Origin of the sequence: Bacillus chungangensis, from assembly GCF_030812995.1 — a bacterium.
Classification (GTDB): domain Bacteria; phylum Bacillota; class Bacilli; order Bacillales; family Bacillaceae_C; genus Bacillus_CF; species Bacillus_CF chungangensis.
The window spans coordinates 15,204-39,329 of record NZ_JAUSTT010000021.1; the positions used below are offsets into that span (position 1 = coordinate 15,204).

The window sequence follows — 24,126 nt, forward strand, 5'->3', positions numbered from 1 at the left end:
CTACTATTAAAAAATAGTAGCACAGACCTTAGCCGTGGGGTCTGTGCTACTGACTGAGTTCAATCGGTTTACAGTAGAAGAGGTTAAAAAAATAATAGGACATGACATTTTTAAAGCAATGGATTTATTTGCTTAGTTATGTAGCAATTACCGTACCCGTTTTGATGTAAATGATAAGAAAATGAAGTACTGTCGGTTAGCTTCACCCAATGATACATTAGCACACTTCTTAGAAGATCATAATAATCTGCAAAATATAACAATCCATAGTTTTCGTCATACCCATGCTTCACTCCTATTTGAAGTAGGAGCAACTATTAAGGATGTCCAAGTACGATTAGGTCATACATACAGACATTCAAACAACAATGGACATCTATAGAAATGCTAACACGCAATGTTGGGGAATAATCACCTGTTGCTAAAGTAAGTAATGAAATCACTTTTTTAAAATACTATTTAGAAACGTACAATACACGTATACGCAAGAGTTCAAAACTTGCTCGTCCATACATCATTCGTTTAATCATCTTTAATCGGTTTACATGACCCTCTACAAATCCATTGCTATCCTCAAAAGAACATGCATGGAGAGTCGATGGAAAATCAATGAGTAATCGATTAATAAATGTTTTTGTTAGGGGATCTTCACGGCTTTTTTCGTACAAAATGAGCTCTCGTAAATGCTCTTTATCGCGGTTTGAAATCGCTTCTCGAAATCCCTGAATAAAAGCGAAATAGGGACGTAATGCTGGGTATTTTTTAAGAACATGATTAACGAGCGCTCTATCTTTCTCTGTTGAAGAAAATGTCCATTGCCATAAAGCACGGCGAATTTCCCTTCTCGTATAATAAGCTGATGGCCTAAGCGTTTGTCCTTGTTTCCTTTTTTTTCGAACATCCGTAACCAACACCCTTACTGAACCATAAGATCCTTTGTATCCTTGCTTCATTATCGTATCGTATATCTCTTTTACAGTATGTCCTTTTTTTTCTAAAGATAAAACGTCTTCTGTCCAAGCATCAATCGGTTTTAGACGTTTTTGTCGTTCACCAGTTCCTGGATTTTCCTTCAAGAGATCTGCCTTTGCAGTTCGCCGATCGATGTTCATAATTGCAGCGATCCGTTGGAGTGAATATCCTTCTTTTTTTAATTTTTTAACTTGAAGTCTCGTTCCCATTTTTTCTCTACGTTTTGTTTTCTACGTTTCTCCTGTTTGGTTAATGGTCGTGGGGAAGGTGGAGAAGATTGATTATCGTCTTTTAATAGACGTAGTGGAAGTACTTTTTGTATGATTCGATCATGCAATGTCCATAGATTTTGGATAAGATGAAAGCGATCATGAATTTGGATCGCGCGTGGATAAATCTGGTCTATCACTTCCCGAAAACGAGCGAAACGGTCTCTAGAAATTCTTTGAATGGGTGGATAGTTTCTCAGCCATGACTTCAGTGTTTCAACTGTACGATCAGGTAATAGGTCAATCGGTTGAGAGGTAAGCGCGTCACAAATAATGACCCCGTATCGCTGCCGTTTTTTGAAGGCAAAATCGTCAATTCCAACGAAAGGGACTCTCCTTCTTTGGAAGAGGTGTCTGGTAGACAAGACGTAATAAAGAGTCATGACTAATTGACATACCTAATGTTCGGCATACTTTTTCTGCCTGGACTGCATTGGTAGAGAACACTACTGCCCGAAGAGCGTCTTCCATCGGTTGAGTACGCCTACGATGGGGGGCGATCCAAGGTAATCGTTCTGTAAACACTCGTCTTTTACATTTATTATTTTGACAGAACCATTTATGAGATTTTACATAAATAATGACCTGACGTGCTTCCAAAGGAAGGTCTGAAAATTTACGTATATAAGTGCAATGACGTTTAAAGGTACGCTTGCCACATTGGGGACACGAGGCAGAAGATGAAGAAAGAAAAGCGACGAACTCCACACGATCAGATTTATCTACTACCGAAACTACTTCGAGACGGGAATCTAGCCGTTTTAGTAGATTCTTCATGAGAATACACGTCCTTTTTCTTTTAGTTATTATATTCCAATTATAACTTAGAATACGCCTCACTAAAAGTGCGTAAGAGCCATAATTTAGTTGACATTTATAATGAAGTTTATAAAACTAGGAACAGCATCAATAATGTAAAAAGTTGGTGCAGAAAATCAAACAACTAATTGAATAAAACAGTTAACTATGAAGATGAAAAAACAGCAACTATTCGTTGGGGAATTTGGCATATAGCAGACCATAATAGATACCATCAAACTCATATTAATCAACTTCGTAAATGGTTTAAAGAAGAGAAAGAGGAATCAATGAACAAACAGGGTTAACGAAAAAATAAATTCTGCATTTATTGCCATGGCACTTAGCAAAGTTTGGCAAGTGTATGGGAGTCTTTTTCTTATTAAAAATAACTTCTTAAATCATAAATCCCCAAAAAGAAAAAAAGCTTGTAGAGAATAAACACCTACTTTCTCTACAAGCTGAATATTTTTAAATAATAGTCGAATCTACTCAATATGTTGATATTTATTACGTTTCACTGTCCACAAGTAAAGTATTGTTTGGAAGTAAAAAAATTTTTTATTTTCCGACATATTAGCGAATACCTTTCCTTCCTGCTCGTTAAAATTTGCTAACCATTTTCAAATTATCGGTTTATTTTTTGAATAAAAATAATAAATAAAAAACGAAATTCCTATTAATAAAAAGAGTGGAACAAATAAATTATCAAGGAAAGAAAATGTTTCGTGATAAGTTGGATACTGCCCTGTAGTTATTTGTGCAAACCAATAAATATAGCTTGATAAACGTTCAATTGTGAAAAGTAAACCACTAGTCAAAAGAAATATAGAACCTAAGTACAAACTTGTTTTTCTATCAATCAAATAAATCGCCACCTTTTTTTAAATGTAGTGATATTTTGAATATTTAATGTATAATTCACTAGAAGCCCAAAGATTGCAGCATTAGCTTCAGCATCCGGAGCTATATTAGCTGCACTTATTGAAATAGACCAATATGAAGTATTATGGTCTTTTTGGAGTTATCAAGCTATAGGAAAAACGTTCTATCGTGATTCAGTGTCATTCTTCAATTATAAAGGTAGAACTGCTGCTAATAAAGTGAAACTTCCATCAGTGGGGGTTTTCTCTCATCCCCCACTGATGGTTAGTTGAACCAATCGGACATTTACTGGCAGTTATCCCCCACCTAGACTTCTTTGATCCCTCTTACTCTTGAGGTGGGGTCTTACTGCCAGTTAGATGTGGGATAAAATATGCGCCATACATCACTATTGGGGAAAAAACTGAGGAGAGTTTAATAATTTGAAATGGTTGTATGCTATTTTATTTATTTTGCTGGGAAGTTTTCTATTTTCATTAACCATTGATGATATAGGAATTATAGGTCTTATAATTAAGATAATTATAGGATGTGGATGTTTTTTTATTGCTGGTTTTATTATCAGAAACAAGAAAGAAAAAAAATAAAAGTCTCACAGGGAGACATTTTAGGTTCTAGTTCAATTAAATAAAATTGATTGCCTTTGATTTGTCGCTTTTTAGCTACTTCAAGTCGATCCAAAATCCTTTGGTTGAATTCTTGCTGTGCTTGGATGAATTCAATCAAAGGAGTTTTTTCTTGTAGGCGAAATAGTGGATTGCGATATGGACAAATTTGAATGATACAGAGTCGCTATATGATTGACTGCTTGGTCGAGGGACTTTCCCATTGCCTTCATGTCGCAGAGGTATTCCAAATACTTGATATCATCCTCGCTATATTGAAATCCTTGTCATCCTTTTCGAAAGAAAATCCTTGTTCTTCAAGCATTTGCGAGTATTTTCTTACGGTGACTGGTTGTATCGAAAGTCGTTTTGCGACATCTTTGCTAGAATGGATTTTTGTTTTCAACTAGGTAAAGGAGAAAGAAAAACAATAATAGTAAGACCTAAAATTAAAACATATAAAGTCAAACTTCCATCAGTGGGGGTTTTCTTTCATCCCCCACTGATGGTTAGTTGAACCAATCGGACATTTACTGGCAGTTATCCCCCACCTAGGCTTCTTTGATTCCTCTTACTCTTGAGGTGGAGGTCTTACTGCCAGTTAGATGTGGGATAAAGTTGTTGATCAATCTTTTTTCAAAAAGCTGAGGTTTAATCTGCTAAAAACCTTATGTTTCTAGCAAATTTTTATTCGCACTTTATTTTAAAAGAACAATATGCTAATATAATAGCACACAATCGACAGACAGTCGGTCTATAGAGAGGAGTTGTAAAAATGAGAGTGATAAAAAAAGCCGAGGAGCGCAGGAACGAAATACTTGACGCGGCTGATGAGCTTTTCGGTCAGAAGGGCTTTGATGGCACAAGTACAAACGATATTCTTGAAAAGGTCGGAATTGCGCGGGGAACGCTGTATTATCACTTCAAGTCGAAGGAGGATATTATGGATGCACTGATTGAGCGGTATACTGTCCTCATTTTAGGAGCAGCGAAGGAAGTTGCCGCAGACAAGAGCATCCCCATAAATGAGCGTATTATTCGCGTTGTAATGGCACTGAACATAAGTGGCGGAAATGGCAAGGAAATTATTGAGCATATTCACAAGCCTCAGAACGCGCTGATGCATCAGAAAATACAAAAGGTCATCATCAACGGCGTTCCACCGATACTGACGGAAATAATCCGCGAAGGCATTGAGCAAGGACTATTCAGTACGCCGTATCCGTATGAATGCATGGAGATGGTTGTGGCATATACGAATACCGTTTTTGATAATGATATGGTTATTATGACGAATGAAGAGCTGGCTTCACGTATACAGGCGTTTGTTTTCAACGTAGAAAGGCTGCTCGGTGTCGAAAGCGGAAGTCTTACGTACATGATGAAGATGTTTGACAGCGGAGATGGAGGTAGAAGAAATGGAAACAGCAATGAATAACTCGGTAAAATTATCCAAAAAATTTCTTCTTTTGTGGTCAGGACAGCTTATTTCAGTGATAGGAAGCGGGCTAACTTCGTTCGGGCTTGGGATTTATGTTTTTGAGCAAACGGGAAAGGCATCAGCTATGGCACTTGTAACCTTACTTGCGTTTATGCCGTCGCTTCTTTTAAGTCCCGTGGCAGGGGTGCTTGTGGATCGCTATGACCGCAGGCTTCTAATGATGCTGGGCGACGGTCTTTCTGCGATAGGACTTATATTTATTTTAATTTGTATGCTTAGTGGAGAAGTGCAGTTATGGCAAATTTGCGTGGGAGTTACAATAAGCTCGATTTTTTCATCTCTGCTTGCTCCTGCATACAAAGCTACGGTTACGGATTTGCTTACCGAGGAGGAGTACACAAGGGCAAGTGGTTTTGTTCAGGTTGCAGGCTCGGCAAAATATCTAATTTCTCCCATACTTGCGGGTTTTCTGCTTACCGTTTCGGATATAAAGCTGCTGCTTGTAATCGACATCTGTACATTGTTTGTAACAGTTATTACAACTCTTGCTGTACGTAAAGGCCTTGTTTCTAAGAAATACGAACAGACAAAATCGTTTATCCTGGAATTCAAAGCCGGCTGGGGCGCCATTTCTGAAAACAGGGGCGTATTTGTTCTTGTAATCATGTCATCGGTAATGACTTTTTTCCTTGGCTTCATACAAACACTTTCCATGCCGATGATACTTACCTTTTCGAACAGTGCCGTAGTAGGAACACTTAAAACACTTGTGGCTACTGGAATGCTTGTATCAAGTATGGTTATAGGAGTTTTTCCGATAAAAAAACGATTTGTGAAAGTTCTTTCTATTGCGCTGTTTTTTGAAGGAATATTTATGACGGTATTCGGACTTCGCGAAAATATTGTACTTATCGGTATTTCGGGATTTCTCTTTTTTGCAATGATGCCATTTGCAAACACATGCCTGGATTTTCTTGTTCGTACCAACATTGATAATTCTGTTCAGGGCAGAGCATGGTCCCTTATAGGGTTCATTTCACAGCTTGGATTTGTTGGCGCTTATGCACTTTCGGGTGTACTAGCGGATTATGTGTTCACTCCTTTGTTAGTTGACGACGGAGTGCTTGCTAACAGTGTGGGAAAGATCATTGGTACGGGTAGTGGCAGAGGAACGGGATTACTCATTATTATCGCAGGGATTTTGTTATGTGTTACTTCAATCATTCTGTACAACTTGAAATCGGTGAAAAAGCTGGAAAACAGAGGTGGCTTATGTATTACAGAATAATCCGCAATGATATTTCAAAAAGCAAACTAATAACGCTGACAACAACGATTTTTGTCGCTGCCGCGGCTATGCTTGTTTCTCTCTCTGCGATACTTGTCGTAAATCTTTCGGGTGCGATAGATACACTCATGAAGCAGGCGAAAACTCCGCATTTTATGCAGATGCATTCGGGTGATATTAATACTGTTCGGCTTGCGAATTTCGCGGAGAAGAACAGCAATGTCGATGAATTTCAGGTGCTTGAATTTCTCAATGTTGACAGTGCGCAGATTGTAATTGACGGAAACTCGCTCGCGGACAGTGTTCAGGACAACGGCCTCAGCACACAGAACGAAAAATTTGATTATCTCCTTGATCTTGACGGAAACGTTATACATGTATCCGATGGGGAGATTTATGTTCCGGTAGGCTATATGAAGGACGGTACTGCAAAAGTCGGTGGCAAGGTTGTGATAGACGGAAAGAAATTTACCGTTGCGGGATTTCTCCGCGATTCACAGATGAATTCGTTGCTTGCCTCGTCAAAGAGGTTTCTTGTGAGCGAAAATGATTATGCGGCAATAAAGGATTTCGGAAGCACGGAATATATGATTGAGTTCAGATTAAAGGACTCGTCTGAAATTGGCGCATTCGAAACTGCTTACACCTCCGCAGGACTTGAAGCAAACGGACCGACAATTACATATCCGCTTTTCAAAATGCTGAATGCCATTTCCGATGGGCTGATGATTGCGGTCATACTTCTTGTAAGTGCACTTGTTGTTGCAATCGCATTTATGTGTATACGCTTTACACTCCTTGCGAAAATCGAAGACGACTACCGCGAAATAGGTGTTATGAAAGCAATAGGGCTGCGTGTTTCCGACATAAAAAAGATTTACCTTGCGAAATACGCGGCGATTACGTCAGCTGGTTGTACGCTCGGATTTGCACTTTCATTTGTGTTCAGAGGCATGCTTCTTGAAAATATACGGCTTTATATGGGGGAAAGTGAAAATGCTTCTTTCGCTTTATTGTTTGGGTTCATCGGTATATTGTTTGTATTCCTTGCAATTATTGCCTATGTAAGCACAGTGCTGAGACGCTTTCGAAAAATATCAGCCGCGGAAGCAATACGCTTTGGTACTTCACAGGGAAAATCCGCGGGCGCAAAACATTTTTGTTTGAGCCGAAACAGGCTACTTAACACGAATATTTTTCTGGGCGTAAAAGATGTTCTTGCAAGAAAAAGTCTTTACTCCACAATGCTTGCAGTGCTTGTGATTTCGACATTTATCATTATCGTTCCACAGAACCTGTACAACACTATTTCCTCAAAAAGCTTCATCACATATATGGGGATAGGAAGTAGTGATATGCGCATTGACATTCAGCAGACCGACAATATTTCTAAAAAAGCAGCGGAAATTGTTAAGACGCTAGAGCGCGACAGGTCTATATCTAAATATGCTGTGCTTACGACCAAAACATTCAAAGCAAAGACGGAGTATGGATCGGAGGAAGGAATAAAAATTGAGCTTGGCGACCATTCGATATTCCCAGTAGCATATTCCGAAGGCAGAGCACCCGTCGCAACAGACGAGATTGCGCTGTCAGCTATTAACGCTGATGAGCTGGGCAAAAAGGTCGGCGATATCATGACGCTGGTGATTGAGGGGAAGGAGAAAAATCTCACGGTATCCGGAATTTATTCCGACATTACTAACGGTGGCAAAACCGCAAAGGCTGTTTTCTCCGACAATTCAGCGGATATGATGTGGTGCGTTATTTACGCCGAGCTTTCGGATAAATCTCTTGTCGGAGGTAAGACTTCGGAATATGCGGATAGATTCCATTTTGCAAAGATTTCGGGCATTGATAAATATATTACACAGACATTCGGCTCGACAAGAAGCGCTATCGGAAAGGCCTCTAATGCTGCAATTGTCGTTGCGTTGATTATTACGGTATTGGTTACATTTTTGTTTATGAAAATGCTAATCGCAAAGGACAGATACTCAATTGCCGTAATGAAATCGTTAGGTTTTACAAACTCGGATATTACCATTCAGTATATTTCACGTTCGGTATTTGTTCTGATTGTAGGAATTGTTTTTGGGACGCTTCTAGCAAACACTCTCGGAGAGGTACTTGCGAGCGCAGTTATCTCATCGTTTGGAGCGTCATCTTTTAAGTTTGTTGTTCATCCACTTTCTGCGTATCTCATATGTCCATTGATGATGATATGCTCAGTACTTATCGCAACAATTATCGGCACATCGAACGCGGGACGAATAAAAATATCTGAAAACATAAAGGAGTAGATGATGAAGAAGCTTATTATCGGTGAAAATATAGTAAAATCTTTCAGAGTAGGCAATGAAAAGCACAATGTTCTCGATGGCGTTTCGGTTGAAATCAACGAGGGAGAGTTCGTTTCGGTAATGGGACCTTCAGGATCAGGAAAATCGACACTGATGTATGCGATGAGTGGAATGGATGGCATTGATGGCGGCAAGGTTTCTTTTGACGGCAGGAATCTATCAGCACTTAGTGAAAAGGAGCTTGCCGACCTACGCAGAACAAAAATGGGTTTTGTATTTCAGCAGCCAACATTTGTTAAAAACCTAAACATTCTCGATAACATCATTCTTCCTTCCATGCGGGATAACAGAAACAGCGCTGCAAAGATTACCGAAAAAGCAAGAACGCTTATGAAAAAGGTTGGGATTGCGGAACTGGAAAAGCGTGATATTACCCAGGTTTCGGGAGGACAGCTTCAGCGTGCGGGAATATGCCGCGCACTTATTAGCAGTCCTAAAATTATCTTCGGTGACGAGCCGACTGGCGCACTTAACTCAAAATCTGCACAGGAAATGATGGACATCATTTCCGACATTAACTCAGAAGGTACTGCGGTTATGCTTGTAACTCACGACGCAAAGATTGCAGCTAGGACTGAGCGAATTATGTTTATGTATGACGGAAAAATCGTGAGCGAAATGCGGTTTAAGAAATTCAGTGGTACAGATATTGATGACAGGATGAAAAAAGTCGCAGCAAAAATGCGAGAAATAGGAATATAATATGTTGTTTCACCATCTCAATTTTTACTGATGGAAACAGCATTCAAAATAAGGGCATGTAGAAAGAGAAGAACCCTATATAACCATTCTATTCGTTTTTTAAACTCAATCCCTTTTTTATTGAGCTAAAAGAGCAATAGCATATTATGCCCTTTAAATAGACAGTGGAAAAACCATTTCTTTAAGAATAAAAGAGGAACTCTGTTTATAAATCAGAGATCCTCTTCTTATATCTTTAACCTTTTACAGTCATTTCACATAAAAAAACTCGAAATCTTAAGCTCTTCATCTATTCTTCCTGAGTTGTTAGACGAACCAAATGAATCATTAAATAAAGCTTTTCTTCATCGGTAACGTCATGACCAATCATATTCTTACTGTAACTGGCAATGGATTGAGCACATTTATGTTCGGTTGGATATTTCATTTTAAATTGTTCATATAAGAATAGATCCTTTGTGTTTAACTGCTTATTTTCCAAAAAGCGGTGAATAAAATATTGAAGATGAGTTACAAACCTATTGTATCGCATAGATCGATAGTCAAGGTGGACTTTTAGTTTATATTTGACTAGATTCAACATGTCCTTCAACATCTTCATGGACAAAACAGTATTATCAAAGTTTTTGTCTTCTGTCTTCGCGTTAACAAGGTGAAAGGCAATATTCCCCGCTTCTTCCTCGGGTAAATTTACGTTTAATCGCTCATTTAGGTCTTTTACTACAGCAAGACCTGCTTCAAATTCTTCTGGATAATGAATTCGCACCTCATTCAATAACTTGTTTTGCAATACAATCCCCTTTTGCACTCGCTCAATTGCAAAAGCGATATGATCTAGCAGCATAAGAAAATATCGATCATCAAGCTCTCCTTGCCAGTAGCCCTTTAAATTATCCAAAGCGGTATTAATTCCCTCAATATGTTCCTTAGGTACACTTTCTAAAATACGAACATATTCTTGTTTACTACGCTGATCATTTGGGACGAAGACCTTCTCAATAGCATCCTCATCAATGGAATCTCCTTGCTTACTCTTAAAACCAATGCCCTTTCCCATTACAATGACTTCATGTCCATCCTCGTCCTTTGAAAGAACAAGACTATTATTCAATATTTTTTCCACCTTCATATGATCACCAACTTTATTCCTAACGTTCAATAGTTATGGAACAATCCATCAACACCGTTGGATTCTATAACACGCTTGTACCAGAAAAAGCTATCTTTCCTTATTCGTTTTAAATCAAGTATATCCAATTCTCCTCGATTGACATAGATAAACCCATATCGTTTTCCATATCCTTGATGCGTGCTGACAACGTCAATCGCTGCCCATGGACAATATCCCAAGACTTCTACACCATCCGTAAGTGCCCATTGAATCTGTTCTAAATGTGATTTGATAAAATCGATGCGATAATCATCATGGATTGTACCATCTTCATTTAATTCATCAGGGGCACCGATTCCATTCTCAGTAATTATTATTGGTAAATTGTATCGCTCATACACTTTTCTCAAGGTTAGACGCAACCCTACAGGGTCGATTACCCATCCATATTTGGTTTTATCGACATATGGATTTTCCTCTGCTCGGTAAACTCCTGGCTCCCCAAGCATAATTTGTTGATCACCTGCCCTTGGGCTTACATCACTCGCATCACCCGTACTTTCGGCAATCGTTGCTGTGGAGTAATAGTTAATGGCAATAAAGTCAGGATTCCCTTTCTGAATAGCAACTAGGTCTCCTTCTTCAACCATTGGTTGCCAATTCCGATTTTCTAAATAACTCCATAATAATCGGTTATATCTTCCATGTATAGCTAGATCGAGAAAACTCCAGCCACGAATTGTTTCCCAGTTATGAGCAGCGATCGCATCCTCTGGCTTGCTTGTCGCTTGATACATAGATGTCATATTTAAAGCAGGACCTATTTGAGCATGAGGACACATTTCATGGCAAAGCGCCATTACCTTTCCTTGTGCAACAAGCATATGGTGATTTTGTTGATATAAATCTTTTTTAGAAGGTAGTTTTCCACCTTTTGGAATACCTACTGCACCTGGGTGAAGAATCAGTGTATTTTGCTCATTTATGGTTAACCAATAGGAGACTTTCTTGCCAAGGCGATCAAACAATACGCATGCATACTTTATAAACGCATCAATTGTCTCTCTATTGCCCCATCCACCTTTTTCTTCTAAGGCATAAGGTAAATCAAAATGGTACAAAGTAACAATAGGCTCAATTCCATAATGAAGAAGTTCATCAATTAGTTTCTCATAAAGGGCTAACCCCTTTTCATTGACCTCACCTGCTCCATCAGGAAAAATACGTGTCCATGCAATAGAAAAGCGATATGCCTTTAACCCTAATTCATGAAATAAACGAATATCCTCTTTGTAACGGTGATAGTGATCACTGGCAACAGTAAAACCAGCTGTACCCTCTGGATGATCCATCATATCGATAACGGATTTTCCTTTTCCATCAGCATCCCATGCTCCTTCTACCTGATAGGCAGACGTGGAGGCCCCCCAAAGAAAATTCTTTGGGAATGGCTTTAATTTTTCATATTGCATGTTAAATCCTCCTATTATCTGGCGTCTATAATTGTTTCACCAAAGGAAACTTGCTTTCCAACAACCAGTTCAATCGTTTTAAATTGATCATGGTTAGTAATAATGACTGGTGTAACTACTTCATATCCTTTATCGATAATTGTTTGGCGATCAAATGTGATAAGTAGATCCCCTTGCTCCACACGGTCTCCTTGTTTCACATGTGCTTTATAATGTTCTCCATTTAGATTTACAGTATCAATACCTACGTGAATAAGTAATTCCACTCCATTATCACTTTTTAAACCAACAGCATGCTTGGAGTCGAGTAATGTCACTACTTCTCCAGAAAATGGTGCCTTTACATCATCTTGATCTGGTAAAATAGCTATCCCTTTTCCAAGTAGACCGCTAGAAAATACATCATCATTCACTTCTTCTAGTGCAATTGCTTGTCCTGAAAGTGGGCTAGCTACCTTTACTCCTTTTGTTGAAACGGATGGTTCATTATCTTCTGGTTTTGCTTGTTTCTTATTGCCCTCACTAACAATTTCTTCTTCCGTTGGGTCTTCAAAACCTAGTACCCATGTAACAGCAAAAGTTACAACAAATGCGATCACAATCGTAATGAAAGCATGGACAATGTTCATTGGATTACTTCCGATAAAAGCAGGAATAGCTGCTAGTCCTGGAGATACAAATGCATAGCGAACAAGTCCAGAAAGACCAGCATAAATACCAGCACATCCTCCACCAATCATTGCGGCGATTAATGGTTTTTTCAATTTAAGCGTTACCCCGTATAAAGATGGCTCAGTAATTCCAATTAATGCTGTAAAACCAGCTGAACCAGCCAATTGTTTTAATTGCTTGTTCTTTGTTTTCACTGCCACGGCGAGTGTTGCTGCACCTTGAGCGATATTGGACGCAAGCATACCTGGTCCATTGATCATTTCATATCCATTTTTTGATAGCTGTGTAGTTGCAATAGGTGTCATCGCCCAAGCTGTTCCGGTAATAATCAAGAATGGCTGTAATGTTCCCATAAGCATTGGTATTAACCAACTAGCATACGCATTAATTGATTCCGCTCCCAATGCAACTAAATCATTCAAATAAGTTCCAATTGGCCCGATAACTACAAGCGCTAGAGGCGCGGTAATTAACATGATTAACATCGGCTTCATAAAGAATTTAATAATAGATGGTGATACTCGTTCTGCAAAACGTTCAATATAAGACATAATCCATATAGTAATAATAATTGGCAAAACAGACCCTGCATAATTAGTCAATCGAACAGGTACACCAATAAAATGTAGTGCTTCCCCAGATGCTAATACATTTGCCCAGTTTGGATGTAGTAATACTCCTGCAATCGTGATGGACAAAATTGGGTTTGTTTCAAATTTGATTGAAGCCCCATAAGCTAGTAACACTGGCATAAAAAAGAATGCTGCATCTGCAACTGTATTCAGAATAAAATAAGTCTGACTTTGCTCTGTCAAAATACCTAATAATACAAGTATCGCTAAAATCGCTTTAATCATACCAGCACCAATAATTGCTGGAATAAACGGTGTAAAGGTTGTAGAGATCACGCTAATCAATCGGGAAATAAGACTTTTCTTTTCTTTATTTTTGCCTTGTTTATTACTGTCTCCTCCAGCTCTCTCAGATCCCATTTCATTTTGTATTGCACGGTATGCTTGTTGCACCTCGTTGCCGACAATTACCTGAAATTGTCCACCTTTATCTACTACTGAAATAACACCAGGTAATTGTTCAATCTTACCTTCGTCAACCTTAGATGAGTCATAAAACTCAAATCTTAATCGAGTGGCACAATGTGTTAACATGGATACATTTTCTTTGCCACCAACAAGTTTTAGTACGTCTTTACCTAGTTGCTTATAATCCATCTTCTTTCTCCTTTATAAGGTATTTACACTAAGTTATGGGACAAAAAAAAGACCAAAATAAGATGCAACTCCCCCTCCATGAGGAAATAGAGTGCAAATTATTTTGGTCTTGCCTGCTTTACCAGTAACACGCCAACATAACTTGTATTATATTCAGTTAAATCGCTTACGCAGATAATAGCATACTAAATTAAATATTACAATATGCTAAATTAATTATTATATTGGCTATGAGGATCGAAAAATAGGAATAGAAGGCAAGATTAAAGATTGATTTAACATCTATTACTGAAGAAATAACTATCAAATAGTTCTCTCAATAAAACAGGCTATCTCATTATTGAAGAGATAGCCTGTAAACGTTGATATATCAATGTTTTTATTACGTTCTTTCATCCCGAATTGGTACAAGTTTATATATTCTTCTATAAAACGACTAAAAACAGCGGCTTTTCAATGTATATCGAAGTTTTTCATGATACATCTTTCTACAGAATTATATATTTTTTCAAGTCAAATTACATTCATTCGCACTGATTACATTCAAATTACATTCATCAATACCTGATTACATTCACTTTTGACCTCTACTTTAGTCTCCGTATTCCTGCCTTTAATTCATTCTTCCGATCTAAGTATCTATCTCTTCCCACTTCAGTGTTTGATTGTTTTCTTACAACAAAACCTCTTTAGTTTCTTCTATATATAAGCCACCCTTGATTCAATTTTTCAATAGTGTTAGTTAAATATTTTGTTTGTGTTCATTAAAGATACGACAGAAAATGCGACTAGAGAAATTAGTAAATACAACGTAATGGTATCATTAATAAGATAATACAATATCCAGATAAACAACAAGCCAATAATATTGAACGCTAATAGCCTTCCTTAAGACCCTTTGTAAACTTAGCCGCTAATAAGTTAAGGAAACTCAAGATAATATGTACCACGAAAAGAATTAAAAAGAAAAAGATAAAAACGATAAAACTTCCGGGAGAGCTGGAAGATAAATATAAGTTATTTGATTCAGTAGTAGTTGTAAGTAAAATGCCTTGAACGACACTTAATAATACAGAAAGGCAGCTACGTTAAACAATAATTTTCTTTTCCATACATTCATAAGTAAAAGCTGCTCCTTTTCTTTTGATAATAGGGCAATGCCCTACTCAATGGTGTTTACCCATGCCAGTCAATACTATAAACACGAACCATATTACCAATATAGCGATTATGAGTTGGCGGAGCATTATCAATGTGAAGCGGATTTTTATTGCCACTAGTTACACATTAAGTGTAAGTAATCAACGAGTTTTACTGAATATACTTCTTTAATTACAGGACCCAATTTCCAAATTTCTAACGTTTGTTTAAATGGGTACATATTAAAACATCTGATCCATTCGAGAGCAATAAAATATAGTAGAAATGTAGGATATTTTGCGTTAAAGTAGTCATCATAAGGAAGATATTACTTAAACCTAGATTATTCATCAACCAACACAAAATGTGTTCAATCAGTTTTGATAAACAAGGTAAAAATAATGGAGGGGAAAACGAATGACATTAACAATAAAATATGATGCTGTCTATTAAGTAACCCTAAAAATCATGTCACGGATTCAGGATCATAAGTAAATTGTTAATTTTCCCATCTCCTTCGTGTTTTATGTAAAATTCTGTCTTATAATAGGGGGTGTTTAATAAGCTATAAAGAAATAGATTGAGAGGTATAAATATGAAAAAATTCTTAAAAATTTTCTCTATTACTATTCTTGTTATTGTAATCGTGTCTATAGTAGCTTTGCTATTATTTGGACGTAACAACCATAGTAATTTATCTGGAAGCGTTTCTGATAAAATCGATCAATATTTGACAAATGAAAAATTTCAGGGAACCGTCCTAATTGCAAAGGAAGGTGAAGTTTTATTTACAAAAGGTTATGGATTGGCAGCCACTGATTTACCTAATAGCCCAAGCACGCTCTATCAGATTGCTTCATTATCTAAAACATTCACTGCAGTAGCAGTCATGCAACTAGTAGAAAAGGAACTTCTAAACTTAGATAATCCAATTTCGCAATACTTTCCAGACTTTCCGAATGGAGAGTCTATTACAATAAGTCATCTACTAAGTCATAGCTCGGGAATTCCGGATTATCTAAAGGCGAATTTCGAATTTGACTACAGCAAAGAATGGAATCCAAATGATATTGTAAAAACCGTTAGCGATTCTGAATTAGAGTTTACCCCAGGTAAAAGCTTTAGTTATAGTAATACTGGTTATGTGATGTTAGGACTTATTGTTGAAAAAGTCAGCGGACAGTCATATGCAAATTATATAGAAGAGCATATTTTTGAGCCAAGCAACATGTTTAATTCTATGTTTACGGTTTCGGCTGGTATAACAAAAGCGGAAGGACATGTAGAGGGGAAAGTCGGACCCTTAATGCATAATTCTGCAGCGTATGCAGCTGGGGATATCATTTCTACAGTTGAAGATTTAGAACTGTTTGACAGAGCCCTGCGTAATAATTTATTGATAAGCAAAGAAACATCAGAACTGATGAGTATGACCCATGCTAAAAAGTTTCCGTATCAATATGGATATGGATGGTATACTCAAGATGTCATGGGGAAAAAAGCAGTTGGGCATTCAGGAGGATATCCAAGTGGTTTCCGTCATTATGTTACACGGCTAAATGACGAGGAATTAACAGTGATCGTTCTTAGCAACGAGATGACGGTGAATTCAAAAAGAATCAACCGTAATCTTACATCCATCGTTCTTCAGGAGCCAATTTGGATATGGGAGGAGCAACTTTAATGATAAAAGCCTTTTCTCAAGTTTGATAAAAGATAATTTATTAAACTCAAGCTCTTCTCACTAGAGAGGGCTTTAATTAATCTATTTCCTTATAATATTTTGTTGTAATTTGATTTTCAAAAAAATTAAACTTTCTAACTAATAAATGCCGTTAGAGTAATTAAATTAGATGATGAAACGTTCAACATTTTGCTGAATCTAATGGAGCTGAATAAGGACTTGCGATACCGAGTGGGATAATCCTGATGACGTTGAACATTTCCTGTTCCCCAGAAGTGATTTAAAGCCTATGCGTCTAGCATCCAAATGAGGCCCTAGAAGCCGCTTATAGGCGTTCTAAGATAGAACACATTAACCCTTTACTGTATATGGTCTAAGGCATACACACGCTTCTATGCTGTTTGCAAGCGGTGCTATGATGAAGGATGTTCAAATGCAGTTAGGTCATGCCAGAATCACTATAACAATGGATATATACACTCATGTAACAAAAGAAAGTGAGGAAAATATAAGCAATCTATTAGCAAATTATTTGAATAGTGAAGCTAAGTCGGTTGCTCAAGTAGAAAAAGAAGAAACTAATTCAGAAGTGCAATTCGGGAATCAGGAGCCTGAACTTGAACTCCAATTCGAAACCTAAAAAAATCACATTCAAATTACATTCACTCTAGCGTTTATTACCAAATATTAGTATGACTTTCGCCCATTTGAAAATAACACAAATGGGCGAAAGTCTTGATACATAAGGTTTTTTAACGTTTCGAGAACTGAGGTGCACGACGAGCACCTTTAAGACCGTATTTTTTACGTTCTTTCATTCTTGGGTCACGTGTTAATAGACCAGCACGTTTTAAAGGTTTGCGATATTCTGGATCAGCTTGCAGCAATGCACGAGCAATGCCGTGGCGAATAGCGCCTGCTTGGCCAGTATAGCCGCCACCATGAACGTTTACTAACACATTGTAATTGCCAAGTGTTTCTGTAATTGTTAAAGGTTGTTTAATGACTTCTCGCAATGCTTCAAATGGAATATAGTTTTCAACGTCGCGATTATTAATAACAATGCTTCCGTTGCCAGGAACTAAACGAACACGAGCAACAGAGCTTTTACGACGACCTGTACCGTAATATTGAACTTGTGCCAAAATAATACCTCCCTTTTTAATTATCCGCGAAGCTCATACACTTCTGGTTTTTGAGCTTGATTTTTGTGTTCTGGTCCTGCATAGACATGCAGTTTTTTGAACATTTGACGTCCTAAGGAACCTTTTGGAAGCATTCCTTTAATGGATAGTTCAAGCATTCTTTCTGGAAACTTTGTTCTCATTTCCTGTGCTGTACGAGTTTTTAAACCGCCTGGATATAAGCTGTGGCGATAGTAAATTTTATCAGTTAATTTTTTCCCAGTTAATTCGATTTTTGAAGCGTTAATAATGATTACATGATCACCAGTATCAACGTGTGGTGTATAAATTGGTTTATGTTTACCGCGTAGAAGCGATGCTACTTCAGTGGAAAGACGACCTAACGTTTTGCCAGCAGCGTCTACAACGTACCATTTACGTTCTATTTCACTTGCTTTTGCCATATACGTAGTACGCATCAATTACCCTCCTAAAAAATAAAGTGAACCCAATCATTGGGAATCATTCATAATCACCTAAAGATATTTGAAACGAAGAGGCTGCAACCTTGGCATTCCTCGTCTTTTTCAGCTTTTAGGTATGTGTCGTCCAATTCTTCAAAGTTCTGTTCAGCAATAGCTTTATGGAACTTTTCCAACGGAAGTGGACGCAAGATTAAAATGAAGAAATTTCATCAGCAGGGTGTTCCTTTCCCTGCTCTATTTATTATCAATCAAACGAAAGCGACTACTAATATGTAGCGCGACCTTATTTTGTGTTATCATCACGAATAAGTTTCCGGGGCTTATCGTGGTTTAAAAATAACATACCATAGGATATAATAGCTTTTTATCTTGTCAATGTCAAGAAAAAAATACTCCTGGCAAGGTTGTCTACTACAAAAAGAGCATACTTCAAAAATTTTCTCTACCTATCTTTTATTCATAGTACACCCTCCAAAGATAGAGGCCTTCAGGAGGAGCTGTTTTCCCTGCAAGCTTTCGGTCTCGCTGTACAATAATCCATGGAAGCTCATCAGGTGATCGTTTCTCACTGCCTACTTCTAATAGCGTTCCAACAATAATTCTCACCATATTGTATAAAAAGCCGTCTCCAACAAATCGAAATGTCCAATGATCATCTGCGATTTCGTAATCGAGCGTTAAAAGTGTTCTGACTTTATCATCAACAGCTGTTTTGGCAGAGCAAAAGCTTGTAAAGTCATGGGTTCCGATCAAGTGAGCAATGGCTGTATCAATAAGCGCCTTATTTAATGGATAAGGATAGTGCAGTGCAAAATGTCTTCGAAAAGGATCGCGGGTTGGCGCCGTATAAATCTTATAGTGATATTCCTTTTTGATCGCACTATATCTTGCATGAAAGGAAGCGTCTGCCTTCTCTATTGCCGTAAAAGAAATATCGGGAGGCGTCATGCTATTTAATGCTTTAAGCCATTGATGATCGGAAATTTCAAGCGGCGAATCAAAATGAATCACTTGTCCATAAGCATGGACGCCTGCATCTGTGCGCCCTGATCCTACTACTTTAACTGACCGATTTTGATGCATCTTCTTTAATACTGCTTCAATTTCACCTTGAACAGTTCTTGTTTGCGGCTGAATTTGAAAGCCAGAAAAGTTTGAACCATCATAGGAAACGATACATTTGTATTTTTGGATTTGCATCTTGATAACCCCATTTATGTTCGTAAATAAATTAATATCCCCGTTAGGATAAAAATGAGTAAGATACCGAGCGAGTCAACTAATTTCCACTGCAGCAATCGATATTTCGTTCTGCCCTCACCGCCGCGATATCCTCTTGCTTCCATCGCTGTTGCTAAATCTTCCGCACGTTTGAAGGAGCTAATAAATAAAGGAATGAGCAGCGCGACAATTGCTTTTAACCTTTCTTTAAGTGGGCCGCTGGAAAAATCAACGCCCCGGGCTTTTTGCGCCTTCATGATTTTATCTGTTTCATCCATTAATGTTGGTATAAAACGTAAAGAAATGGACATCATTAAAGCAAGTTCATGGATAGGAAGCTTTAGCTTTTTTAATGGGTGCAGCAAGCTTTCCAAACCATCTGTAAGAGAAATCGGCGTTGTTGTCAATGTGAGTAAGGATGCCATAAAAACTAAGAGCATAAAACGTATAGAAATAAAAATGCCTTGTTTCAGCCCCGCAGCATAAACTTTGATTATTCCAAACTCAAAGATTACATCGCCACCTTTAGTAAAGAACAAATGTAAAATAAAAGTAAAAATAACAAGCCAAAGAATGGGTTTTAAACCATTGATAAAAAATAACAAAGGAATTTTCGATAAGACAATGAGCAAAATAGTGAACATTGCCAAGGCAACGTATGAAAGTACATTATTAGCTAAAAAGACGATACAAATATAGATAAAGACAATAAGCAGCTTCGCGCGTGGATCAAGGCGATGGATAATCGAGTTGGTAGGCACATAGCGTCCAAAAATCATTTTTTCCATCATGATTCATCACCTCGCACCTTCCAATCCTTTAAAGCAAGTGCTAATTCTTCTATTGATAAACAAGTTTTATGAAGATTTTTCCTCATTTTCTGTTCTACTAAGTATTGAAAGTGTACAACGTCCGGTACATTCAGTCCTAATGACAGCAGTTCACGTGGAGAAGAAAAAATCTCTCTTGGCGCTCCTCGTTTCTTTACCTTGCCATGATCAATAATAACAATTTCTTCTGCGTATCGCGCAGCATCCTCCATACTATGTGTAACAAGGATTGTTGTTAGGCCTTTTTCTTTGTGAAGCTGATAAAACATGTCCATTATTTCTTTGCGTCCCCTTGGATCGAGCCCAGCAGTTGGTTCGTCAAGGACAAGCACATCTGGTTTCATTGCTAAAACACCAGCAATCGCAACTCGTCTCATTTGGCCGCCTGATAAATTAAATGGCGACTGAAGAAGTATGTCTTCTGGAAGTCCAACATGCTTGATGATCTCACGTGCTCGCTTTTTTGCTTCTTCTTTAGAAACGCCATAATTGATCGGGCCAAAACAGATATCCTTTTCCACTGTTTCCTCAAATAATTGATGTTCGGGAAATTGAAACACAATCCCGACTTTTTGCCTAATTGGCCGCAAATGCTTTTCTTTCTTTCCAGCATCAATGGTGCGATCACCAATGATTACTTTTCCTTCCGTTGGTTGTAAAAGAGCATTCAAATGTTGAAGCAGTGTCGATTTGCCAGAGCCTGTATGTCCGATAATTGCAATAAATGTACCGCTAGAAATAGAAAGATCCACTTCCTCTAATGCAAGTCGTTCAAAAGGTGTACCCGCCTGGTATTTATATGTCACTCGTTCAAGTGCGATGTCCATAGTGCATTCACCAACTCTTCATCTGTCAAATAGCTGTTTGGCAATTCAAATCCTTGTTTAATTAGTTCTTTTTTCATTTTTACGGAAAAAGGGATATCCAATCCGAGTTTGATCAGCTCTTCTTCCATAAGGAATACTTTCTCTGGACTGCCTTCTTTGTATATTTTGCCTTTGTTCATGATGATGATACGATCAGCTTTTGCTGCTTCTTCTAAATCATGCGTAATGGAGATAACCGTTAACCCCTTTTGTGCTTTTAAAGCACGGACTGTTTTCAGCACATCATCACGTCCGAGCGGATCTAGCATAGATGTCGCTTCATCTAAAATAATGACTTCAGGTTGAAGTGCTAATATGCCTGCCATCGCAACTCGCTGCTTCTGTCCTCCTGAAAGATGGTGCGGCTCTTGATCGAGAAATTCGCTCATTTTGACACTTTTTAAAGCATCGTGTACACGCTTCACCATTTCGTCATGTGGAAATCCACTATTTTCTAAACCAAAAGCCACATCATCCTGTACTGTCGTACCGACAAATTGATTATCAGGATGCTGAAAAACCATTCCAACTTGCTTCCGAATATCCCAAATCGAATCTTCTGAAAGCAGCAACCCGCATACGCGAACTGTCCCTTTTTCAGGGAAGTGAAGACCATTCAACATTTTGGCCAAAGTTGATTTCCCAGACCCATTGTGGCCAACAATTGCCAGCCATTCACCTTTCTCCACATGAAAAGAGATATCTTCCAATGCATAGGAAGATTGATTGTCGTAGCGAAAAAAAACATGATCAATCGAAATAATGTCCTTACTCAATATGATTCCCCCTTGCCTACTCACTCCAAAATGTAATGGATATTTCACTGCTGGTTTGCTTGGGAAAATAAAAAAGCCCGCATCTCTTTCATTTTATTGTAAAAGAAAAGAGATGCATGAGCTAGACGTGCCATATCGAGGTATGGCCATCATAACGCTCTATTTAGCTTTAAGAGGATGTTCAAAAAGTCCGGGAAAAATCACCGGCGCATTTCTGTGTCACTTGGCTGCTACGATCCTCACGTATGATTTATACGCTGCGGGTCTCGCAACCGTCGTTCCTTGAAATGCTTGGTGCTTTTTGCCCTCCTTTTGAACTACCATTGGTCAGGATGTTCAAAAAGTCCGGAGGCTCACAGGATGTGAGTCAGTTCGATGAAATCACAGGACGTGATGTTTTTTCATCGAATATCCTTTTACACCGGCGCATTTCTGTGTCACTTGGCTGCTACGATCCTCACTTATAATGAATACGTTCCGGGTCTCGCAGCTGGCGTTCCTTGAAATGCTTGGTGCTTTTTTTGAACAATTATTGTTAGTGAAAAAGGGCATGACTGTAGCCGTAGCTTTTAACCGTCTGCCCTTCCTCTCCCTTGTTTGTTATACTAGCTCGATTACGACCATTGGTGCGCCGTCACCGCGGCGAGGTCCAAGCTTCATGATTCGTGTATAGCCGCCTTGGCGTTCTTGATAACGAGGTGCAACATCGTTGAATAGCTTTTGCAATACGTACACTGGCTTTTTCTTTGTAACTTTGTTTCCGTCTTTGCCAGTTGCTTCTTCTTCAACGTATTCTACTACTTCGTGACGGACAAATGCAGCAGCTTGACGACGTGCGTGTAAATCACCACGCTTACCAAGTGTGATCATTTTATCTACAACAGAACGCAGCTCTTTAGCACGAGCTTCTGTTGTTTCAATCCGTTCATTAATGATAAGATCTGTAGTTAGATCACGAAGCAGTGCCTTCCGTTGATCACTAGTTCGGCCTAATTTTCTATAAGTCATGCAGGTTCCCTCCTTTGTTGAATTGTTCTATTCAAATGACTCCTTATGGTCTCTCATGTTGCCTTCTGCATCAGTCATCTTTGCGCAAGCTTAGTCCAAGATCATCTAGCTTAGATTTTACTTCTTCGAGCGATTTACGTCCAAGGTTGCGAACTTTCATCATGTCCTCTTCCGTTTTATTGGATAACTCTTGAACTGTATTAATGCCCGCACGCTTTAGGCAATTGTAAGAACGAACGGAGAGATCCAGTTCTTCAATCGTCATTTCAAGTACTTTTTCTTTTTGATCTTCTTCTTTTTCCACCATAATTTCCGCGTGCTGCGCTTCATCGGTCAGTCCAACAAAGATATTTAAATGCTCTGTTAAAATTTTTGCACCTAAAGAAATGGCTTCTTCAGGTCCAATACTGCCATTTGTCCAAACATCAAGCGATAGCTTGTCATAGTTTGTCATTTGGCCGACCCGTGTATTTTCAACTTGATAGTTAACACGAGAAACTGGCGTATAGATAGAGTCGATGGGCACAACTCCAATTGGAAGATCGTCCCGCTTATTTTGATCAGCAGGGGTGTAGCCTCTCCCGCGCTTTGCATTCATTCGCAAATGAAAATTCGCATTATCTGCCAATGTTGCAATGTGCAAGTCAGGATTTAAAATTTCGACATCACTATCATGTGTAATATCTGCAGCTGTTACTGTTCCTTTTCCCTGTACATCAATCTCGAGCGTTTTTTCTTCATCAGAGTAAACTTTCAGTGCTAGCTTTTTAATATTAAGGATGATAGATGTCACATCTTCTACGACGCCTTCAATTGTTGAAAATTCATGCAATACACCATCTATCTGAATAGATGTGACAGCAGCACCCGGGAGTGAAGATAATAGGATACGAATTAAGAATTAACACAAAGTATAATATTATGATACTAATTAAGGAGTTACAAAAATTTGTACCATATCCACGCTCAAGTGGTTCTACGACGAACTTTCCATATGTGGCATCATCGCTGATCTCAATCGTTTCAATTTTTGGCTTTTCAATTTCGATCATTCAAATTTACCCTCCTTCAAAACGTCGAAACTTCGGTTCATTCAACAACCGAAATTCCCCCATGTTAACTTTCCCCATTGTGCACAACAACTGGTTTTATCATTCCTGTATAAAAAAATAGATCATACCCCAT

20 protein-coding genes and 4 pseudogenes are annotated in these 24,126 nt (G+C 38.3%); 9 read left to right on the forward strand and 15 right to left on the reverse strand.

What is annotated here, in order from left to right:
- Positions 1–193 precede the first annotated feature (193 nt).
- Positions 194–380 (forward strand): annotated as a pseudogene (locus J2S08_RS15825) (tyrosine-type recombinase/integrase); the annotation flags it as partial.
- Positions 381–455: 75 nt separating this feature from the next.
- Here the strand turns inward: J2S08_RS15825 and J2S08_RS15830 are convergent.
- From J2S08_RS15830 to J2S08_RS22585, 3 genes are read right to left on the reverse strand one after another with little or no spacing between them, the layout of a single operon-like run.
- Complete coding sequence (locus J2S08_RS15830; RefSeq protein ID WP_307231189.1) at positions 456–1,181, reverse strand: transposase; 726 nt, start codon at positions 1,179–1,181, stop codon at positions 456–458.
- Complete coding sequence (locus J2S08_RS15835; protein ID WP_307231190.1) at positions 1,151–1,624, reverse strand: transposase; 474 nt, start codon at positions 1,622–1,624, stop codon at positions 1,151–1,153. The genes J2S08_RS15830 and J2S08_RS15835 overlap by 31 nt, the downstream gene beginning before the upstream one ends.
- Positions 1,554–2,018: a transposase family protein gene (locus J2S08_RS22585; RefSeq protein WP_370875698.1), complete on the reverse strand. Its 465-nt coding sequence runs from the start codon at positions 2,016–2,018 to the stop codon at positions 1,554–1,556. Before J2S08_RS22585 ends, J2S08_RS15835 begins: the two co-directional genes overlap by 71 nt.
- A gap of 170 nt (positions 2,019–2,188) precedes the next feature.
- Here J2S08_RS22585 and J2S08_RS22590 point away from each other — a divergent pair.
- Positions 2,189–2,347: pseudogene (locus J2S08_RS22590) on the forward strand (hypothetical protein); the annotation flags it as partial.
- 315 nt (positions 2,348–2,662) lie between these two features.
- On the opposite strand, the gene J2S08_RS15840 reads toward J2S08_RS22590, so the two are convergent.
- Positions 2,663–2,905 (reverse strand): hypothetical protein, encoded by a 243-nt coding sequence (locus J2S08_RS15840; protein ID WP_307231192.1) that lies wholly within the window; start codon positions 2,903–2,905, stop codon positions 2,663–2,665.
- Positions 2,906–3,346: 441 nt separating this feature from the next.
- On the opposite strand from J2S08_RS15840, the gene J2S08_RS15845 reads away from it, so the two are divergent.
- The 5 genes from J2S08_RS15845 to J2S08_RS15865 all read left to right on the forward strand — a co-directional run bounded on the left by J2S08_RS15845 (position 3,347) and on the right by J2S08_RS15865 (position 9,323).
- Entirely contained in the window at positions 3,347–3,511 is a 165-nt protein-coding gene (locus J2S08_RS15845) for a hypothetical protein (RefSeq protein ID WP_307231194.1), read from the forward strand.
- Positions 3,512–4,304: 793 nt separating this feature from the next.
- A complete protein-coding gene (locus J2S08_RS15850; protein ID WP_307231196.1) occupies positions 4,305–4,967 on the forward strand; it encodes a TetR/AcrR family transcriptional regulator in 663 nt (220 codons plus the stop codon).
- Positions 4,948–6,258, forward strand: a complete 1,311-nt coding sequence (locus J2S08_RS15855; protein WP_307231198.1) for an MFS transporter — start codon at positions 4,948–4,950, stop codon at positions 6,256–6,258. The genes J2S08_RS15850 and J2S08_RS15855 overlap by 20 nt, the downstream gene beginning before the upstream one ends.
- Positions 6,243–8,561 carry an ABC transporter permease gene (locus tag J2S08_RS15860; RefSeq protein ID WP_307231200.1) on the forward strand — a complete coding sequence of 773 codons (2,319 nt, stop codon included), beginning with the start codon at positions 6,243–6,245 and terminating at the stop codon, positions 8,559–8,561. The genes J2S08_RS15855 and J2S08_RS15860 overlap by 16 nt, the downstream gene beginning before the upstream one ends.
- A gap of 3 nt (positions 8,562–8,564) precedes the next feature.
- Positions 8,565–9,323 carry an ABC transporter ATP-binding protein gene (locus J2S08_RS15865; RefSeq protein ID WP_307231202.1) on the forward strand — a complete coding sequence of 253 codons (759 nt, stop codon included), beginning with the start codon at positions 8,565–8,567 and terminating at the stop codon, positions 9,321–9,323.
- A 289-nt stretch (positions 9,324–9,612) separates the two neighbouring features.
- Here J2S08_RS15865 and J2S08_RS15870 read toward each other — a convergent pair whose 3' ends face one another.
- Genes J2S08_RS15870 through J2S08_RS15880 form a run of 3 tightly spaced genes read right to left on the reverse strand, consistent with a single transcriptional unit; the run spans position 9,613 to position 13,807 of the window.
- Positions 9,613–10,452, reverse strand: a complete 840-nt coding sequence (locus tag J2S08_RS15870; RefSeq protein ID WP_307231204.1) for a PRD domain-containing protein — start codon at positions 10,450–10,452, stop codon at positions 9,613–9,615.
- A gap of 26 nt (positions 10,453–10,478) precedes the next feature.
- Positions 10,479–11,906 (reverse strand): glycoside hydrolase family 1 protein, encoded by a 1,428-nt coding sequence (locus J2S08_RS15875; protein WP_307231205.1) that lies wholly within the window; start codon positions 11,904–11,906, stop codon positions 10,479–10,481.
- A gap of 14 nt (positions 11,907–11,920) precedes the next feature.
- Positions 11,921–13,807: a beta-glucoside-specific PTS transporter subunit IIABC gene (locus tag J2S08_RS15880; protein WP_307231207.1), complete on the reverse strand. Its 1,887-nt coding sequence runs from the start codon at positions 13,805–13,807 to the stop codon at positions 11,921–11,923.
- A 1,735-nt stretch (positions 13,808–15,542) separates the two neighbouring features.
- On the opposite strand from J2S08_RS15880, the gene J2S08_RS15885 reads away from it, so the two are divergent.
- Positions 15,543–16,631, forward strand: coding sequence for a serine hydrolase domain-containing protein (locus tag J2S08_RS15885; RefSeq protein ID WP_307231209.1), 1,089 nt, complete (start codon positions 15,543–15,545; stop codon positions 16,629–16,631).
- A 370-nt stretch (positions 16,632–17,001) separates the two neighbouring features.
- Positions 17,002–17,271 (forward strand): annotated as a pseudogene (locus J2S08_RS15890) (tyrosine-type recombinase/integrase); the annotation flags it as partial.
- A 112-nt stretch (positions 17,272–17,383) separates the two neighbouring features.
- Here the strand turns inward: J2S08_RS15890 and rpsI are convergent.
- From rpsI to J2S08_RS15930, 8 genes and pseudogenes are all read right to left on the reverse strand, one after another.
- Entirely contained in the window at positions 17,384–17,776 is a 393-nt protein-coding gene (rpsI, locus tag J2S08_RS15895) for a 30S ribosomal protein S9 (RefSeq protein WP_307231211.1), read from the reverse strand.
- Positions 17,777–17,796: 20 nt separating this feature from the next.
- Entirely contained in the window at positions 17,797–18,234 is a 438-nt protein-coding gene (rplM, locus tag J2S08_RS15900) for a 50S ribosomal protein L13 (protein WP_307231212.1), read from the reverse strand.
- 459 nt (positions 18,235–18,693) lie between these two features.
- Positions 18,694–19,440 carry a tRNA pseudouridine(38-40) synthase TruA gene (truA, locus tag J2S08_RS15905; protein ID WP_307231214.1) on the reverse strand — a complete coding sequence of 249 codons (747 nt, stop codon included), beginning with the start codon at positions 19,438–19,440 and terminating at the stop codon, positions 18,694–18,696.
- Positions 19,441–19,454: 14 nt separating this feature from the next.
- Positions 19,455–20,252: an energy-coupling factor transporter transmembrane component T family protein gene (locus tag J2S08_RS15910; RefSeq protein ID WP_307231216.1), complete on the reverse strand. Its 798-nt coding sequence runs from the start codon at positions 20,250–20,252 to the stop codon at positions 19,455–19,457.
- Entirely contained in the window at positions 20,249–21,118 is an 870-nt protein-coding gene (locus tag J2S08_RS15915) for an energy-coupling factor ABC transporter ATP-binding protein (RefSeq protein ID WP_307231218.1), read from the reverse strand. The genes J2S08_RS15910 and J2S08_RS15915 overlap by 4 nt, the downstream gene beginning before the upstream one ends.
- Positions 21,094–21,933 (reverse strand): energy-coupling factor ABC transporter ATP-binding protein, encoded by an 840-nt coding sequence (locus tag J2S08_RS15920; RefSeq protein ID WP_307231220.1) that lies wholly within the window; start codon positions 21,931–21,933, stop codon positions 21,094–21,096. Before J2S08_RS15920 ends, J2S08_RS15915 begins: the two co-directional genes overlap by 25 nt.
- 600 nt (positions 21,934–22,533) lie before the next feature.
- Positions 22,534–22,941, reverse strand: a complete 408-nt coding sequence (gene rplQ / locus J2S08_RS15925; protein ID WP_307231222.1) for a 50S ribosomal protein L17 — start codon at positions 22,939–22,941, stop codon at positions 22,534–22,536.
- 70 nt (positions 22,942–23,011) lie between these two features.
- Positions 23,012–23,993: pseudogene (locus tag J2S08_RS15930) on the reverse strand (DNA-directed RNA polymerase subunit alpha).
- Positions 23,994–24,126: the final 133 nt, after the last annotated feature.